Source organism: Gilvimarinus algae (assembly GCF_030518215.1).
Taxonomy (GTDB): domain Bacteria; phylum Pseudomonadota; class Gammaproteobacteria; order Pseudomonadales; family Cellvibrionaceae; genus Gilvimarinus; species Gilvimarinus algae.
Genome location: NZ_JAULRT010000060.1, coordinates 60,212 through 75,801, shown reverse-complemented (window position 1 = coordinate 75,801; position 15,590 = coordinate 60,212). Strand labels below are relative to the sequence as shown.

The 15,590-nt window shown below is 58.2% G+C and carries 17 protein-coding genes; 8 read left to right on the top strand and 9 right to left on the bottom strand.

Annotated features, from left to right (window positions below):
* The first annotated feature begins 81 nt into the window (after positions 1-81).
* Together manD and QWI16_RS12990 are read left to right on the top strand one after the other, a co-directional pair.
* Positions 82-1,290: a D-mannonate dehydratase ManD gene (gene manD, locus QWI16_RS12995; RefSeq protein ID WP_302713796.1), complete on the top strand. Its 1,209-nt coding sequence runs from the start codon at positions 82-84 to the stop codon at positions 1,288-1,290.
* Between the two features lie 4 nt (positions 1,291-1,294).
* Positions 1,295-2,329 carry a glycoside hydrolase family 43 protein gene (locus QWI16_RS12990; protein WP_302713795.1) on the top strand — a complete coding sequence of 345 codons (1,035 nt, stop codon included), beginning with the start codon at positions 1,295-1,297 and terminating at the stop codon, positions 2,327-2,329.
* A 204-nt stretch (positions 2,330-2,533) separates the two neighbouring features.
* On the opposite strand, the gene QWI16_RS12985 is transcribed toward QWI16_RS12990, so the two are convergent.
* Positions 2,534-2,716: a hypothetical protein gene (locus QWI16_RS12985; protein WP_302713794.1), complete on the bottom strand. Its 183-nt coding sequence runs from the start codon at positions 2,714-2,716 to the stop codon at positions 2,534-2,536.
* Positions 2,717-2,739: 23 nt separating this feature from the next.
* On the opposite strand from QWI16_RS12985, the gene dsbD reads away from it, so the two are divergent.
* Genes dsbD through QWI16_RS12960 form a run of 5 tightly spaced genes read left to right on the top strand, consistent with a single transcriptional unit; the run spans position 2,740 to position 7,467 of the window.
* A complete protein-coding gene (gene dsbD, locus QWI16_RS12980; RefSeq protein ID WP_302713793.1) occupies positions 2,740-4,569 on the top strand; it encodes a protein-disulfide reductase DsbD in 1,830 nt (609 codons plus the stop codon).
* Positions 4,570-4,587: 18 nt separating this feature from the next.
* Positions 4,588-5,055 carry a TlpA family protein disulfide reductase gene (locus tag QWI16_RS12975; RefSeq protein WP_302713792.1) on the top strand — a complete coding sequence of 156 codons (468 nt, stop codon included), beginning with the start codon at positions 4,588-4,590 and terminating at the stop codon, positions 5,053-5,055.
* A gap of 3 nt (positions 5,056-5,058) precedes the next feature.
* Positions 5,059-5,286 carry a DUF4266 domain-containing protein gene (locus QWI16_RS12970; RefSeq protein WP_302713791.1) on the top strand — a complete coding sequence of 76 codons (228 nt, stop codon included), beginning with the start codon at positions 5,059-5,061 and terminating at the stop codon, positions 5,284-5,286.
* Positions 5,277-6,566, top strand: coding sequence for a DUF3570 domain-containing protein (locus QWI16_RS12965; protein ID WP_302713790.1), 1,290 nt, complete (start codon positions 5,277-5,279; stop codon positions 6,564-6,566). The genes QWI16_RS12970 and QWI16_RS12965 overlap by 10 nt, the downstream gene beginning before the upstream one ends.
* A gap of 58 nt (positions 6,567-6,624) precedes the next feature.
* Positions 6,625-7,467, top strand: coding sequence for an FAD:protein FMN transferase (locus QWI16_RS12960; RefSeq protein ID WP_302713789.1), 843 nt, complete (start codon positions 6,625-6,627; stop codon positions 7,465-7,467).
* A 69-nt stretch (positions 7,468-7,536) separates the two neighbouring features.
* Here QWI16_RS12960 and QWI16_RS12955 read toward each other — a convergent pair whose 3' ends face one another.
* The 8 genes from QWI16_RS12955 to QWI16_RS12920 all read right to left on the bottom strand — a co-directional run bounded on the left by QWI16_RS12955 (position 7,537) and on the right by QWI16_RS12920 (position 15,048).
* Positions 7,537-7,974, bottom strand: coding sequence for a hypothetical protein (locus QWI16_RS12955; RefSeq protein WP_302713788.1), 438 nt, complete (start codon positions 7,972-7,974; stop codon positions 7,537-7,539).
* A complete protein-coding gene (locus tag QWI16_RS12950) occupies positions 7,971-8,882 on the bottom strand; it encodes a lipid kinase (RefSeq protein ID WP_302713787.1) in 912 nt (303 codons plus the stop codon). The genes QWI16_RS12955 and QWI16_RS12950 overlap by 4 nt, the downstream gene beginning before the upstream one ends.
* Positions 8,872-9,603 carry a phosphatase PAP2 family protein gene (locus QWI16_RS12945; RefSeq protein ID WP_302713786.1) on the bottom strand — a complete coding sequence of 244 codons (732 nt, stop codon included), beginning with the start codon at positions 9,601-9,603 and terminating at the stop codon, positions 8,872-8,874. Before QWI16_RS12945 ends, QWI16_RS12950 begins: the two co-directional genes overlap by 11 nt.
* A gap of 209 nt (positions 9,604-9,812) precedes the next feature.
* Positions 9,813-11,051 carry an ABC transporter permease gene (locus tag QWI16_RS12940; protein ID WP_302713785.1) on the bottom strand — a complete coding sequence of 413 codons (1,239 nt, stop codon included), beginning with the start codon at positions 11,049-11,051 and terminating at the stop codon, positions 9,813-9,815.
* Complete coding sequence (locus tag QWI16_RS12935) at positions 11,048-12,250, bottom strand: efflux RND transporter periplasmic adaptor subunit (protein WP_302714201.1); 1,203 nt, start codon at positions 12,248-12,250, stop codon at positions 11,048-11,050. Before QWI16_RS12935 ends, QWI16_RS12940 begins: the two co-directional genes overlap by 4 nt.
* Entirely contained in the window at positions 12,250-13,419 is a 1,170-nt protein-coding gene (locus QWI16_RS12930) for an efflux RND transporter periplasmic adaptor subunit (protein ID WP_302713784.1), read from the bottom strand. The genes QWI16_RS12935 and QWI16_RS12930 overlap by 1 nt, the downstream gene beginning before the upstream one ends.
* Entirely contained in the window at positions 13,416-14,366 is a 951-nt protein-coding gene (locus QWI16_RS12925) for an HlyD family secretion protein (RefSeq protein WP_302713783.1), read from the bottom strand. The genes QWI16_RS12930 and QWI16_RS12925 overlap by 4 nt, the downstream gene beginning before the upstream one ends.
* A complete protein-coding gene (locus QWI16_RS12920; RefSeq protein ID WP_302713781.1) occupies positions 14,347-15,048 on the bottom strand; it encodes an ABC transporter ATP-binding protein in 702 nt (233 codons plus the stop codon). Before QWI16_RS12920 ends, QWI16_RS12925 begins: the two co-directional genes overlap by 20 nt.
* A 239-nt stretch (positions 15,049-15,287) precedes the next feature.
* Here QWI16_RS12920 and lptM point away from each other — a divergent pair, with 239 nt between their 5' ends.
* Entirely contained in the window at positions 15,288-15,590 is a 303-nt protein-coding gene (gene lptM, locus QWI16_RS18790; RefSeq protein ID WP_441294564.1) for an LPS translocon maturation chaperone LptM, read from the top strand.

The window sequence follows — 15,590 nt, the reverse complement described above, 5'->3', positions numbered from 1 at the left end:
CATTTCCCGATAATCTTATGGTTTTAATGACTATAAGATTATCGGGCATCCATTCGCCCAGTGCATGAGGAGTATCCCTGCGTGAAGATTACCGCAGCCAAGGTGATTGTCTGCTGCCCAGGCCGCAACTTTGTCACCGTCAAAATCACCACCGATGAAGGCGTTTATGGCATTGGAGATGCCACGCTTAACGGCCGGGAAAAATCCGTCGTCTCCTACCTTGAAGACTACGTACTGCCGGCGCTGATCGGGCGCGACCCGCAACAGATAGAGGACATCTGGCAATTTTTTTACCGCGGCGCTTACTGGCGGCGCGGTCCGGTGGGTATGACGGCATTGGCCGGTGTGGACACGGCACTGTGGGACATCAAGGCCAAACTGGCCGGCATGCCGCTCTATCAGCTCTTGGGTGGGCGCAGCCGCGATCGCATCATGGTCTACACCCACGCTAACGGCAAGGACATACCCTCTACCCTGGAGGCGGTAGCCCGCGCCCAGGAGGCCGGCTACAAGGCCATTCGCGTTCAGTGCGGCATTCCCGGTGTCGCCAGCACCTATGGCGTCGCCAAAGAGGGCAAGGCCTACGAACCGGCCGACAGCAATTTGCCGAGCGAGTCTGTCTGGTCCACCGAAAAGTACCTGAACTTCACCCCCAAGCTGTTCCGGGCGGTGCGCGAAGAGTTCGGCGATGACATCCACTTGCTACACGACGTGCATCACCGCCTGACCCCCATTGAAGCGGCACGGCTTGGCAAAGAGCTGGAACCCTTCCACCTGTTTTGGCTTGAGGACGCGGTGGCGGCGGAAAATCAGGAGAGCTTCAGGCTGATCCGCCAGCACACCACCACACCGCTGGCCGTCGGCGAGGTGTTTAACAGCATTCACGACTGCCGCGAGCTGATCGAGCAACAGCTGATCGACTACATCCGCACCACCATCGTCCACGGCGGCGGCATCACCCAGCTGCGCCGCATCGCGGATCTGGCCTCGCTCTATCATGTGCGCACCGGCTTCCACGGCGCCACCGACCTCTCGCCAGTGTGCATGGGCGCGGCGCTGCATTTTGACTACTGGGTCCCCAACTTTGGTATCCAGGAGCATATGCCTCATAGCGAACTGATGGAATCGGTGTTTAAGCGCGCCTATGAATACCGTGACGGCTATTTTACCCCCGGCGAAACGCCCGGCCACGGCGTCGATATCGACGAAGCCCTGGCAGCCAAGTACCCCTATCAACGTGCCTGCCTGCCGGTCAACCGGCTGGAGGACGGCACACTCTGGCACTGGTAAGCCTATGACTCTGCGCACCGCCCTATTGCCTGTCGCCCTGCTGCTTCTGAGCGGTTGCAGCGCCACGCCCGAGTTTAAAGATCCGCCGCTGGTGGATCACCGCTACACCGCGGACCCCTCGGCTCACGCCTGGAATGGCCGCCTGTATATCTACCCGTCACACGATATCCCCACCGACGCCCCCTATCCCGATGAAGGTGGGCGCTTTGTCATGCGCGACTACCATGTGTTTTCGCTGGCACAAGCGGGCGGAGCGGTGACCGACCACGGCGTTGCTCTGGATATCGACGAGGTACCCTGGGCCGAGCGGCAAATGTGGGCGCCGGACGCCGCGAAAAAAGGCGATGATTACTACCTCTACTTTCCAGCCAAAGACAGTCAGGGCATCTTCCGTCTCGGCGTTGCCCACAGCGACTCGCCCACGGGCCCCTTTACCCCTGAACCCGACCCCATCGACGGCAGCTTCAGCATAGACCCGGCGGTGTTCGAAGATGAGGGCGACTACTACCTCTATTTCGGCGGCATCTGGGGCGGTCAGCTGCAGCGCTGGCAAGACGGCCGCTACAGCGCCGAGGACCGCTACCCCGCGGACGACCAGCCGGCCCTGATGCCACAAGTGGCTCGCCTGTCCGCTGACATGAAAAGCCTGGCTCACCCACCCAAAGCGGTAGAGCTGCTCTACCCTGACGGTTCGCCCATCGTCGCGGGAGACAATGAAAAGCGTTTTTTCGAAGCCGCCTGGGTACACAAGTACCAGGGTACCTACTACTTCTCCTACTCGACCGGCGACACTCACAAGATTGTCTACGCCACGGGCAGCTCGCCCTACGGGCCTTTTACTTACCAGGGCGTCATTCTGGAGCCGGTACTGGGATGGACCAACCACCACTCCATCACCGAATTTGACGGCCAGTGGTACCTGTTTTACCACGACACTGAGCTCTCTGGCGGGAAGACGCATCTGCGTAATATCAAGATGATGCCGCTGCAGCATCGCGAGAACGGCCGCATCGAAACGGTCAGCGCGTTTCGCCGCTAGCGCCTTCACTAGTGGCCATCTGCGACCTTTGGCACCGCCCTAGGTGCCTAAATTCGCCCCCGGATTTAGCTTTTTTCTTCATTTAAATGAATAGTTTTAATTTCGATAAAAAATAAAAAAATGGCGCATTAATCATTTGCTATTCTCGAAAGCCCCTGCCAGAAGGCGACAGCAGCATAAATCACCGCCAACCGCCCTTAGCACTTAGCGCCTGCCGACAGCCATCTTGTTATTTTTTACCACTTTTTTAACATTTTTTTGCAAATTACAATCTCGCCCCTGTTTGCCGCCTGACTCCTCTACGCGCTGACTCAAATTCGCCAGCAACAGTGAGCAAGACCGCGTGCCTTCGCGCCGGCGAACAAGAATAAAAAAATCAATCACCATAAAAAAATAACCGGGCTACTACCATGCAGACCGCAATCGGATACCGCCGCGTTTTTCTCGTGTTGAGCTTATTGCTCGGCTTGTTTTGTCTGCCAGTCACCGCTGATTCACTCAGCTCGGCGGAGGCGTTTCAAGCATCTGCCGAGCTGGATGACCAACACCAGATCACTATCCACTGGCGCATTGCCGAAGGGCACTACCTCTACCAGAGCAAAATGAGCTTTGCTTTAGCAAAGACGCCCCATGCAACCCTAGGTGATCCGCAGTGGCCAGCCGGTGAAATCAAAGACGACAAGTACTTTGGCACTCAGGAGGTGTATCGCAATCAGGTGTCCATTCCCATGGCGCTGTACAACAGCGCTCTCACTCCGATTACCCTGCTCGTTAAATATCAGGGATGCGCCGATAAAGGCATCTGCTATCCGCCAAAGAAAGTCAGCTTTTTACTAACACCCACCACAACGGCAGCGCCGCCAGAACCCGACACCCAAAGCGCGCCGGCAACAGAAGAGCACCGCATTACCTCGCTGCTCAGTGAAGGCCACTATCTGACCATCATCGGTGTGTTTTTTATTGGTGGACTGGCTCTGACTTTTACGCCCTGCGTGCTGCCGATGATTCCTATTTTGTCCAGCATTATCGTCGGGCAAAAACGCGATCTGAAAAAAACAGAGAGCTTTTCCCTGTCGCTGAGCTATGTGCTGGGCATGGCCATCACCTACAGCCTTCTCGGGATCATTCTGGGTGTCGCCGGTACCAACATCATGGCCTATTTGCAAAACCCTTGGGTTATCAGCAGTTTTGCGCTCCTGTTTGTGCTCTTGTCGTTGTCGATGTTCGGCCTCTATGAACTGCAATTGCCCCAGGGACTACAGAGCCGGCTAAACCGGATCACCGGTCAACAGCGCGGCGGCACTCTGGCGGGTACTATGCTTATGGGTATTCTCTCGGCGCTGGTGGTCTCGCCCTGTGTTTCCGCGCCGCTGGCGGGCGCTTTGGTGTACATCAGCACCACCGATGGCGGTGCCCTGCTCGGCGGCACCGCGCTCTTTTCCCTGGCCATGGGGATGGGCACACCGCTGCTGATCATTGGCACGGGCGGCACCCATTTGATTCCTCAGGCCGGCGCCTGGATGAACGGCGTTAAAGCGTTTTTCGGGGTCATGCTCCTGGGTGTAGCCATCTGGTTTCTCGATCGGATCGTGCCGCCGACAGTGACCCTCGCCCTGCTCGGGGCCCTGGTGCTCGGCTGCGGAGTCTATCTGGGTGGGCTGGATTTCAGCAGCAAAAGCGGCTGGGCACAATTTCGCAAAACGCTCGGTTTTCTCTCGGTTCTCTACGGCTCACTGTTGTGGATCGGTGCAGCAGCCGGCAGCCAAAACCCTTTGCAACCGCTCACGGCATTGGTCGCAAGCCACAGCACTGAACTCACCCAACCGAGCGCGACGGCGTTTAAAACCGTAGTCTCTGCCGAACAGTTGGACAGGCATCTGGCGCTGGCACGCGAACAGAACTTGCCCGTGGTTTTAGATTTTTACGCCGACTGGTGCGCCTCGTGCAAAGTGATGGAGCACAGCGTCTTCCCCAAACCCTCGGTCGCCGAAAAGCTTGAAAAGTTTTATCTCATTCAGGCCGATGTCACCGACAGCAGTGAGCTACTGGAACGCTACAACCTGTTTGGTCCGCCAAGCTTGCTGTTCTTCGATGCTCAAGGAGTAGCCCTGTCGCAGTATCACATCCGCAGTGAAATCAAAGCACCGGCGCTGGCCTCCCATTTGACTGGCGTGCTCGAGGCAAGCTTTCCCGGCGAAGCAAGCACATCAGCTGAACTCGCCGCCAACGTTCACCCCTGAACTCACTGGAGTCACCTTATGAAAATGTCCCCGTGGTTATTGGCCGCTTCGTTGCTCATTTGTCTGCCCAGCTGGTCAGAAACGGGTATGGTCGGCAAACCAGCGCCCAAAGTGCCTGGACTTGAACAAACCTCAGGCCCAGTGCTGATTGATTTTTGGGCCTCCTGGTGCGGCCCCTGCCAGGAATCTTTTCCGTGGATGAACCAACTGAAAACCACCTACCCAGAACTGACCATTATCGCCGTTAATCTCGACGAAGACAGAGCTGATGCCCAGAAGTTTCTCGCGGGCAAAAATATTCAGTTTGACATCGTCTACGATTCGGCCGGAGCGCTGGCGGAACAATTTCAGGTCGACGGTATGCCAAGCTCCTATCTCGTTAACGCCGACGGCGTGATTATCGAGCAGCACACCGGTTTTTTCAGCGACAAAATTCCGGCCTATGAGGCGAGCGTAGAAGCGCTGCTGCACAACGAGGCCCCTTGAACCATGGCGCAGCGATTTTGTGTGTGTGTCGCACTGCTGTTGGTTCTGCCAACGCTCGGCGGCTGCTCCTCTCTGGGTGTTAAACCCTGGCAAAAAGGCATTTTGGCGAAGGACTCCATGGCGCTGGAGCACGCGCGGCTGCAAAGTGCCTTTGATGCACATATCTACAACGCGCGGGAGTCTTCCACTGGCGGCAGCGATCTTGAAGGCGGGGGGTGCGGATGCAATTGACCAGGCACAGCAGCACCAAGGCCGCGACCGTCATTGCGCTGGCCAGTTCCGCACTGCTGGCGAGCGACGATAGCCAGTCCGCCAACAGCCGGCAGTGGAGCACGCAGACGGCGGTATTGTCCTACTCGGAGAATGGCCGTATCTCGGTGAATCAAGGGCTGATTCAGGTGGAGGGCGCAAGCAGCGAGAACACGATTAACGTCAAGCTTGGCTACGACGTGGTGTCCGGGGCGTCGGAAAACGGCGCTGTACCCACCGCCGAGCCTCAGACCTTTACCAGTCCGTCTGGCGTCGTAGACGAGCAGACCGCCGCGAACGAGCGCCCGAGCTACACCATTGATCGCCACCCGCGTCAGGAAGTGTCGTTGGGTTTCAGCCAAAATCTGAATCGCTACTACAGCGTCAGCCTCAGTGGCCGCTACTCCACCGAGGCCACCTACATTTCCCGCAGCGTTGGACTTGGCAACAGCTACTACTCAAACAACAAGAACACCCAGTGGACCCTTTCACTCAACTACGAGGACGCCAGCATTCGGCCCTACGGCGGCGCCGCTCTCGCCGGTGCGCGCGTGATCAGTCGAGCCGATTTCGCCAGTGAAGAGGCCTTCGAGCAACAGTGGCAGCAGCTGCACAGCGAAACGCACAAAGCGCGCAACACGACCTCAATCAATGCCGCGGTAAATCAGATTATCAGCCGTAACGCCCTGGCTCAGGTGAGTTACCAATACAGTCATTCGCGCGGCTATCACAACGACTCACAAAAAATGGTGTCTGTCATTGACGCCGCCGGCGATTCTCTCTACAACCGCTATGAAGTTCGCCCCGAACAGCGCCAGCGACACAGCGCCTTCGCGAGGCTGCTCTGGCATTTTGCCGGCGGCCGGGTACTGGATACGGGCTTTCGCTTCTATACCGACAACTGGGGCGTGCGCTCTCATACATTGTCAGCGGGTGTGCAGTTTGAGTTGGGGTCGAACTGGCGAGTGGAACCTCAGTTACGCTGGTATCAGCAAGAAGCCGCGGATTTTTTCTCCCAGGCTTTGCGCGATAATCAGACCCCATTTTTTAGCGCCGATTACCGGCTCGCACCCACGACCAATATCACTTACGGGATCAATGCCGACTACCAGCTCGGAAAGAATCAGTACCTCTCCCTGCGCCTGGCGTATTACCAGATGAGTCCCGAGCAAAACCCCGACGCCCTGCCCGGCTATCTCAACACTGTGGATTTGACACCCGATGTCGACGCCACTTTGTTGTCCATCAGCTATGCGTTCTGAGTCGGCCCGGATATCCCTTAGCCCACAGTCGGATGGGTGGCGTGGACGTTTTTTTTGCATGGCAAGCCCCTGCGAGCTGTTTGTCCGCTTGCCCAAACAAAGCGATGCCTGCGAGCTTATTGAGCGGGCCGCCTCAGAGGCGCAGCGCATTGAGCAACACTTCAGCCGCTATCGCCAGGACAACCCCCTTTACAGAATCAATCACAGCGGGGGACAGGCCACTGCACTGGACGACGAGTATGCTCGACTATTCGAATACGCACTGCAGCTCTATCACCTGAGTGACGGCCAGTTCGATATCAGCTCGGGTAGCCTCAGACACCTGTGGGTATTTGATGCGGCTCAACGGCAGGCGCCCGCGGCAGCTGCCATAGACGCCGCGCTTGAGCTGGTGGGACTGGCGCGTGTGCACTGGCAGAAGCCCTGGCTGCGCCTGCCCGCCGGCATGCAACTGGATTTTGGCGGCATCGCCAAAGAGTATGCCGTGGACCGGGCCGCGCAGATCATTGAACAGCACGGCAGCGCCGATTACCTTGTCAACTTCGGCGGGGACTGTCGCTGCCGCGCCAGTGTCACCAAGCCTTGGCGCATCGCCATTGAGTCCGTCTGCGAGCCGCCCAACAATGACAACGGCGTCACCCTTGTCGAGGGCGCCATCGCCACCAGCGGCACCACCAAACGCTATTTCAAACAAGGGGGAAAGCGCTACGGGCACATACTCGACCCACGATCGGGCAGACCGGTGGAAGAGGCCCCCCTGTCGGTCAGTGTGGTGGCGCAAACCTGCGTGGAGGCAGGCTCTCTGTCCACCCTGGCGATGCTGCAGGGAGCCAATGCCCGTGCCTTTCTTGAGCAGCAAGGCGTGCTCCACTGGGTGCTGCGCGCGAGCGACCACTCGTGAACATTTCATCGGCCCAGGCGGATTCGGCAAGGCCGAGGGTGATGCTAAGGCGCAAAGGCTGAGCTGCCCTCAGCTCAGGCTATCGAGCTTTTCCAGCGCCCACTCGATATTGTCTCTGCACCGGCTGACAATAGCCTGGTAATCTTTTGCCAGGCAAGCCAGCTCTGGGGAGTCGAGCAACTCTTGCAGCCACTGCTCGTCCTCGCGTCGCTGTTGCAGCACGCCCTGGGTTTCGTCTGCCGAAAACATCGCGGTCAAATGCTGAATCAGCTGCTCGCCCGTCTCACGGTCGGTATCCGGGACTGAAGGCAGATCGCCGCTGTCGCGGATGGCTTTTTCAATATCACCCACCAGCTGGTCACGCTGCTCGGCGATGGCGATTAGCCCGCGGCTGACAGACGCTTTATTGAGAAAATCGGCGGCATCGCGATAGTGGTCCGCGCTCTCCATAAACGCCACATGCACATCATTCAGCGCCACCTGTACATCGTTTCTCAGGACACTCACGGGCTCTCCTCCCATTGCTCTTGCGGCACAATCACTCTAAGTGCCTTGGGTATCAGTATAAAGCTCGCCGGCGTGCGATCAATGGGTTCACCATCGGCGTGAATCGCCATGCCCGCCGGGCGGGTAACTATATCAATACGCTTGCCGCGCTGCTGGAACACGCGCTTCGCCTGGCGTTGCTTACCATCGCGCAGCAGGGGTGCCAGAGTTAAAAATTCCCATACCGTTTGCGGTTTGATGCTGTACAAAGACAGCTGGCCATCGTTAATACGATTGCGCTCATCCACCACATTGCCACCCCCATAGTAGCGCCCATTACCCACCGCCAATTGAATCGAGCGCAGCTTGTAGGACACACCATCCACCTGCAGACGGACTCGAAACTGGCGGATTCGCACCAGTGCTGCCAGGAATGCCTTGAGGTAACTGAACACACCCCACTGTTTTTTCACCTCGGGGGTGAGCTCCTCGGTCACTTTAACCCCGAGCCCCATGTTGGCCACATTGAAAAAGTACTTGCCATTGACCTTGCCCAGATCGATGCTCTGGCAGTAGCCTTTGGCAATGATCTCAAACACCTCTTCTAAGTCCTCGGGCAAACACAGCGAGCGGGCGAGATCATTGGCTGTACCCAGGGGCAGGACCGCGAGCGCCAGATGATAGCGGTGCAACAGCCCCGCCGCCGAACTGATGGTGCCATCGCCACCGCCGATAATCACCAGATCCAAATGCTCGTGGCGCTGTGTAATGGCCTCGCGGGTCTGCTCGGCGCTGGTGGACTCATAGTACTCCACCTCTATGCCACTGTGTTGCAGCAGCGCCAGACCCTCGTCCAGCTTGGCCTGGGCACCATTACGTGCCTTGGGGTTGACGATCAACAGGGCCCGCTTAATGGTCTCATTGCTCATCGACGACTTCTCCGGCAGTGGGCCTGTCCAACTGACCGTGGCGCTGCAGCCAAACGGCCAGTAAGCCACAGAGCATGGCCCAGCCAGCGCCGGCCGTCCAGCCGGCGAGTACATCCGTGGGCCAGTGCACGCCCAGATAGACCCGGCTAACGCCCACCAGCGCCGTCACCACCAGCGCCGCCAACAGCCAGTAGGCCTTGAGGCGCCGGCGGCGCTCCGCGCGCCCCAACAGCAGCGCCAGAGTCAGATAGGTACTGGCCGCCACCATGGAGTGACCGCTGGGAAAACTGGCGGTATAGACCTGTGCACCATGGGGCACTAAGCTCGGCCTCTCCCGCTCAAAACTGTTTTTTAGCGCGGTATTGACGCCGAGCGAACCGAGCGAGGCAATCAGTACCACCAGGGCCAAACGGCGGTGGTGAATCAGCACCAGATAGCCCATCACAATCAGAGTGACCAGACTCAGAACGACATTGCCCCCAAGCGCGGTCAGGTCGCGGCCGATTTCTTCCACCCAGCCGGGCCCCAGTGGATCGGCGGGATCAGCCTGCGAGCGCATGGCCAGCAGGAGCGTTTGATCAAAAGATTCGGTGCTGCCCTCAAGCACCTCATCGGCGAGCTCGGCAAAGCACCAGATACTGGCGAGAATGGCAAACAGGACGGCGACAACGGTCAGCTCCCGACCACCCAAACGATTTAGAACATTTTTAAGGTACGACATGAACGGACACTTCTCCCCCAATAGCGCCGGGCGCTCGCCCGGTCAAACTGCGTTAACGCTAAGCCCAAAATGAGGAGGAAGCAAGAATGGCTCCAGCGTGAGCGGCGATACGCACCGCGCCCTTTCCGGGTATTGGGGCCGCTCGCCTCAGGCGCGCGATCGCCGGGGTGTAAAAACGACCCCGGCGTGGGAGAAATTGCAACGCGGGATCAATCGTGCTGCAGGGCGGTGATGGGGTCGAGCTTGGACGCCTTGATCGCCGGGTAGATACCAAACACCAAACCCGTTGCGGTACAAAAGAGCACAGCCACCACCACCGCATTCAGCGACCAGGCCACCGGCCAACCGGCAAACGTTGAAATCACCGCTGCCAGGGTAAAGCCCAGCACTATGCCCAGTAATCCGCCGATGCCAGCGATGGTGACGCTCTCGACAATAAACTGATCGCGCACGTTTTTCTGGGTGGCGCCAATGGCCCGCAGCAAGCCGATTTCATTGGTGCGTTCCAGAACCGTGGCGAGCATAATGTTCATGATACCTATGCCACCCACCAATAGGGAGATACCGGCCACACAGGACATGATGATATTGAAAATGCGCTGAGTTTGTTCGTGCTGGTTGAGCAGCTGGGCGGGCACAATAATGTTGTAGTCATCCTCTTGGCCGTGGCGCCGGTCGAGCAAATGGCCGAGGTTATCCGCCGCCACCTGCGGGCTGACGTCGCCGTCGAGCTGCAATCGGAAAGCGTCTATTTCCGAAGCCATATCGCGAAACTCGAAGCGCTTGAGCGCCGTTTGCAAGGGCAGGTAAATGCGGTTGTTCTCGCCCGATAGCTGCACGCCCTGGAAGCTGTCTTTGCTCAGGTTCTTGCTCTCGAGCACACCAACGACCTCGAGCCACAAGTGATTGACTTTAATGCGCTGCCCCACGGCATCGCCCCTAGGGAACAGTTGGCTCGCCACCGCGGTGCCGATCACCGCGACCTGCCGGTAGTAGCGATCGTCCTCCTCGGTCAACCAGCGGCCTCGCTCTACCTTGAGGCTGGCAAGCTCCAACAGGCTCGGGGTTACTCCCAGTACGTCGCTGTCGCTGCTGCTGTTGCGGCTGAACAGCGCATAGACTTCAATGCGCTTTTCGGCGCTGTAGGCGCTGGCAAAAGGCAGGGTTTCCATGCTCGCCTGCACATCCTGCAGCGAGAGGCCCACTGAGTGCTTGCGCACCTCGCGCAAGCGCTCGCCCCACACCTCTTTTTCTTCCACCAGGACGTTGCGCAGCCCCATGGACTCAATCAACTCAAGGGCTTCTTTCTCGGCGCCCTCACCCACGCTGACCATGGCAATCACAGCACCGACACCAAAGATCATCCCAAGCAGTGTTAAAAACGTGCGCAGCCGGTGAAACCACAACTGCTCCAGCGCCTCCAGCAAGCTGCTTTTTATTTTGTTCACAGCGATTCTCCTGTCGGCTCCAGCAGGGCCACCCGATCGCCGGGCGCCAGCCCCTCAATCACTTCGGTTTTCGTCAGGCTGCGCAGCCCGGTACGAATACTGCGCTTTTTGAATCCGCCGCCTGCGGCCACATAGACCCAGCTTTGCTGCTTGTCTTTGAACACGGCCTGATTGGGAATGGCCAGGGCCGCTGCTTTTTCGGCCACCAACACCCGGCCTTCCAGCTTTTGCCCCGGACGCATAAACGAGGGGTCGGATTGGTCCAGGGTCACGGTCACTTCAAAGTATTTGGTGGGGCTGCGGGTATCTCGCGGCGCGGCGATGTTCGCCAAAGCCGTTACCTGACCACCAATCGGGCGGTCGGCGTAGGCATCGAGCCGGATCTGCGCGCGCTGGCCGATTTCAATACCGGCCGCTTCGGTTTCCAGCACATAGAGTTTGGCCTGCAACTTTTCCAGACTGGGGATATAGCCAAGCTTGGAGCCGGGCCAGAGGCTCTGCCCCTCGCGCACTTTCTCACCGCGCCAGTTCTTGGCGTGAATAAAAATGCCATCGGCCGGCGCGGCCACTTCAAGATTTTCCAGCGCGGCGCTGTTCAGGGCTATGGCGTCACGGTGGTTTTTCCCCTCCAGGCTCAACAACTCCAGCTGGGCTTCGCCCTGGGTTTGTTGACTGACCTGGCGCCAGGCGAGATAAAGCTGTTGCGCGGTCAGATACTCTTTACTCAGCAGCTGGTCGATGATTTCATTTTTGGAGTAGACCGTCAGATCGTCCACACTAAAGCGCTCGACCATGGCCTTTTCCTGCCCCACCTCATTCGCCTGCTGGTTAATGGCAAACTGGCTCTGCTGCAACTCGCGAGTGGTGATGGTGCGGGTCAGCTGATTTTTTTCCAGTTCCAGCTCGGCGCGCTGCTTACCCAGCTCGTGATCGGTGCCATCGAAACGCGCGACGATATCTCCGGCGCGAACGCGGCTGTTCTCCTCCGCCATCCACGCCAGAGTCAGCTGGCCACGATTGCCCGAGGGCGCATTGACCGGCAGCTCTTCTGCCGAGATCAGCTCGCCTTTGGCGGGCACCGAAAACTCAAAGGCTTGCTCCTCAACCACCATGGTCAGTGTCTTGTTGGCAGGCGCATCACCACAGCCGGTCAAACCCAACAGAGCGCTCGCGGCGACGCACAACACCAGCTTGCCCATCACAGTATCACCTCGTCGCCCTGTTCCAGACCATCGGTCACTATGGCCTCGCCGCCCTGCCGGGCCACAATCGTGATCGCTTGCTCGCGCTCGCCGGCGAGGGTTTTCACCCGTACATAGGCTTTGTCATCGCGATAGATGATGGCATGCTGGGGAATCGCCACTGCATCGGTTTCAACGCGTTCGACAATGGAAAGGCGCGCTGCCATACCGGGGCGCATGACCGACGTATCCGGGTTATCGATAGTGACCATCGCGTCGAACACCTTGCTCGGTTCACGCCGTGACTTTAACCGGACAATTTTTCCCAGCGACTGCACTTTACCGGTAAAGGTGCGCTCGGGAATGGCATCCAGACGAATGTCCACCCGATCACCCGCCGAGACTTTATAGGCAATGGGTTCATCCACCGTGGTCTCAATGATCAGGCTATTCAAATCCGGCAACTCGAGAATTTTTTGTATCAGCGAAAACTGATCGCCCTCAGCGGGTTTGTTGCCTTCATTATTGGGAATGTAAACCACAATGCCATCGCGCGGGGCTTTGACTTCCATAGCGGCAATGGCGTTGCGCTGCTCATTGACCTCGGAGCTCAAACGCTCTACTTCCGATTCGGTGATCTCGCGATCCACCGCCATCTGGGCAATGCGGTTGCTCTGGCGCACCTTGGCCATAGCGTAGTTTAGCTCGGCGATATCGCGTTCGATGCGCAGCTTTTCCACCTCCAGCCGGGCCATTAAGTTATCCACGTTACTGGATTTTAACGTCGCTTTGTCCAGCTCCATTTTTGCCTGGGCCAAATCCAACTCCAGCTGTTCAGTCTCCTGCTCGGTGTTCAACGTCTGACTTTCCAGGCGCTGGCGCTCGGTGGCGAGATTGTTTTGCAAATCTCGCAGACGAGTGTGCTGCTGCTGCGCGTCAAAGGCCATCACTTTCTGCCCCTCGCTCACCCAGGTGCCTTCGGGGATCAAGTAGGACAATTTGTGCTGCCAGGTGTATTTTACCGTTGGCGGACCCAACTCAACCGTCTGCGCCGAGGTCAACTCGCCAGTGGTGCGAATGGCCAGTGGAATCTCACCTTTTTTCACCAACAAGAGCGTCTGCTCTTGACCGTCACACGCCACCAGCAGCAGGGCGCTGAGTGCCGCGATCCATCCGCGCCAGCTCATGGGGATTCCTCCGCAACTTCCACCTGCACACTCATGCCGGGCAAGAGGGTCTGCTCGGGCTCATCGGCAAAGCGAATACTGACATCAATGTAACCCGAGCCCCCCCAATGCTGCTTGGGCTCGGCTTGGTTGCCGATGCGCTCCACTCGCCCGGCCAGTGTCACAGAGGGCATGGCATCGAAGCGAATGGTCACGGGTTGTTGATCGGCAATACGGGCTATGTCCACCTCGTTCAGCCAGGCCCTGATGTGCAAATCATCGGTGGAGGGAATTTCCAGCACGCTGAAGCCGCGCTGCACCGAATCGCCCTCGCGAATTTTTTGCCGTGTCCAGGGGTGATCCACATACATGGCAGTACCCGCGCGATCGGTGCGCTGAGTCATGTTATCCAGCATGACCTGCACGCGCCGCAGCTCGTTTTCAGCACCGGCAATCAACACCTGATTACGCTGCTTTTCGGCGGCGACGTCTTTCTCTTTCACCGCCAGGGCTTTTTTGGCCTCGACCTCGCCATTGAGCGCGCGGGTCAGTGCCAATTGGTACTGCTCGTACTGCAATTCACTGAGCAGCTCGCGGGGGATACCGGCATCCAGACGCGCTTTTTTCAAAGTCAGCTCGGCAATTTGCAGCGCATGTTGCGCTTCGCGCAGGGCCAGGTCCTGCACCAGATCATTGCGCCGGCTCTCCGCTCGCACCTTGCGCAACGTGGCCTCCAGCTGCTCGAGATTGGCCGAGATACTGGCGGTGTCGTACTGCACAACGGCATCGCCCGGCTCCACCCGCTCGCCCTCTTCCACCATCCAGGCAATCTGTACCATCCAGCTATCGGCCTGGGGCGCAACAAACACTTGGGAGTTGCGCGCAGCGACCTCACCGGTCAGCAGCAAAGGCTCGGCGGCGGCGTTTATCGCCAGCAGCAACAACACACTAAAGAGCAGGCGCGGCATTGTGCTCCACCTTTTCAATACGCCCATCGCGCATATGAATGACTTTTTGCGCGTACTCGGCAATTTCGGGCTCGTGGGTGACGAGAATAATCGTCTGTCCCGCCCGGTGCAGCTCACAGAAGAGCTCCATGATTTCCACGGAGGTTTTGCTGTCGAGGTTGCCTGTGGGCTCATCGGCAAAAATAATTTTCGGGCGGTTGACCAGGGCCCGGGCAATCGCCACCCGCTGGCGCTGCCCGCCGGACAACTCATTGGGCACATGTTCCAGACGGTTTTCCAGGTTGACCCGCCCGAGCATGTCGACCGCTCGTGCCCGCGCCTCCTCGGGTTCGATATCGCTATAGCGCAAAGGCAGCATGACATTGCGCACAATGTTCAGGCGCGGCAACAGATGGAAGGATTGAAACACAAAGCCGATATCCCGGTTGCGCACCGCCGCCAGTTCATCGTCGCTCATGGCGCTGACTTCCCGGCCACCGAGCAAGTAGCGCCCCCCGCTGGGCTGATCGAGGCAACCGAGAATATTCATCAGGGTGGATTTGCCAGAGCCCGAGGGGCCCATGATGGCGATAAACTCATTCTCTGCGATGCTGAGGCTTACACCCTGCAAGGCCGCTACGACAATTTCGCCACTGCGATATTCCTTGCGAAGCTGATCCAGCTCAATAATGGTCTTGGTCACACTGTCATCCTGTCGGCTACTCGGCAAGGGCAAGCGCTTTTATTTTGTTTCGCCAGAGCCCTGTCGCGAGGCAGTCCTTTTTACAACCTGGGTCGGGAGCTTATCAAGAAAGGAAGTGCAAAGATAACTTCACAGCAATATACAAAGGTGTAGAAATAAAAAAACGGGCGCCCAGGGCGCCCCAACAACCTCATGCAGACAAAAACAGGGGTAACCGATTACAGTCTAGGCCAGGTTCAATGACGGGCATCAGGCCTTCAAAGCGCCCAGCATTCGCTCGCAATGAAACCGATTACATTTATATAGTGTCGCCCCCCAGAGCCTTTGCGTCAAGCCCCGGATGGCCGCAATTGTCCAGCGCCCGCCTGAACGCTATACTGCGCGTTTTTCTTGCAACAGCGATTTCAGGCCTCATGATGCGATTTGCACTGGTTTGCAGCCTTACACTTCTCTGCCTCTGCACCGGTTGCGGCCAGACAGGCCCGCTGTACCTACCCCCCGAGGAACCAGCCGAAAGCGGGCCGGATTCTGCCGACAAGTGA

Bases quoted from the DNA above. Each gene is read 5' to 3' on its own strand.
- dsbD (WP_302713793.1), top strand. From the start codon at position 2,740: ATGCAGACCGCAATCGGATACCGCCGCGTTTTTCTCGTGTTGAGCTTA.
- QWI16_RS12945 (WP_302713786.1), bottom strand. From the start codon at position 9,603: ATGTCGTACCTTAAAAATGTTCTAAATCGTTTGGGTGGTCGGGAGCTG.
- QWI16_RS12950 (WP_302713787.1), bottom strand. From the start codon at position 8,882: ATGAGCAATGAGACCATTAAGCGGGCCCTGTTGATCGTCAACCCCAAG.
- QWI16_RS12925 (WP_302713783.1), bottom strand. From the start codon at position 14,366: ATGCCGCGCCTGCTCTTTAGTGTGTTGTTGCTGCTGGCGATAAACGCC.
- QWI16_RS12960 (WP_302713789.1), top strand. From the start codon at position 6,625: ATGGCAAGCCCCTGCGAGCTGTTTGTCCGCTTGCCCAAACAAAGCGAT.
- lptM (WP_441294564.1), top strand. From the start codon at position 15,288: ATGACGGGCATCAGGCCTTCAAAGCGCCCAGCATTCGCTCGCAATGAA.
- QWI16_RS12935 (WP_302714201.1), bottom strand. From the start codon at position 12,250: ATGGGCAAGCTGGTGTTGTGCGTCGCCGCGAGCGCTCTGTTGGGTTTG.
- QWI16_RS12990 (WP_302713795.1), top strand. From the start codon at position 1,295: ATGACTCTGCGCACCGCCCTATTGCCTGTCGCCCTGCTGCTTCTGAGC.
- QWI16_RS12985 (WP_302713794.1), bottom strand. From the start codon at position 2,716: ATGGTGATTGATTTTTTTATTCTTGTTCGCCGGCGCGAAGGCACGCGG.
- QWI16_RS12930 (WP_302713784.1), bottom strand. From the start codon at position 13,419: ATGAGCTGGCGCGGATGGATCGCGGCACTCAGCGCCCTGCTGCTGGTG.
- QWI16_RS12975 (WP_302713792.1), top strand. From the start codon at position 4,588: ATGAAAATGTCCCCGTGGTTATTGGCCGCTTCGTTGCTCATTTGTCTG.
- QWI16_RS12965 (WP_302713790.1), top strand. From the start codon at position 5,277: ATGCAATTGACCAGGCACAGCAGCACCAAGGCCGCGACCGTCATTGCG.
- QWI16_RS12970 (WP_302713791.1), top strand. From the start codon at position 5,059: ATGGCGCAGCGATTTTGTGTGTGTGTCGCACTGCTGTTGGTTCTGCCA.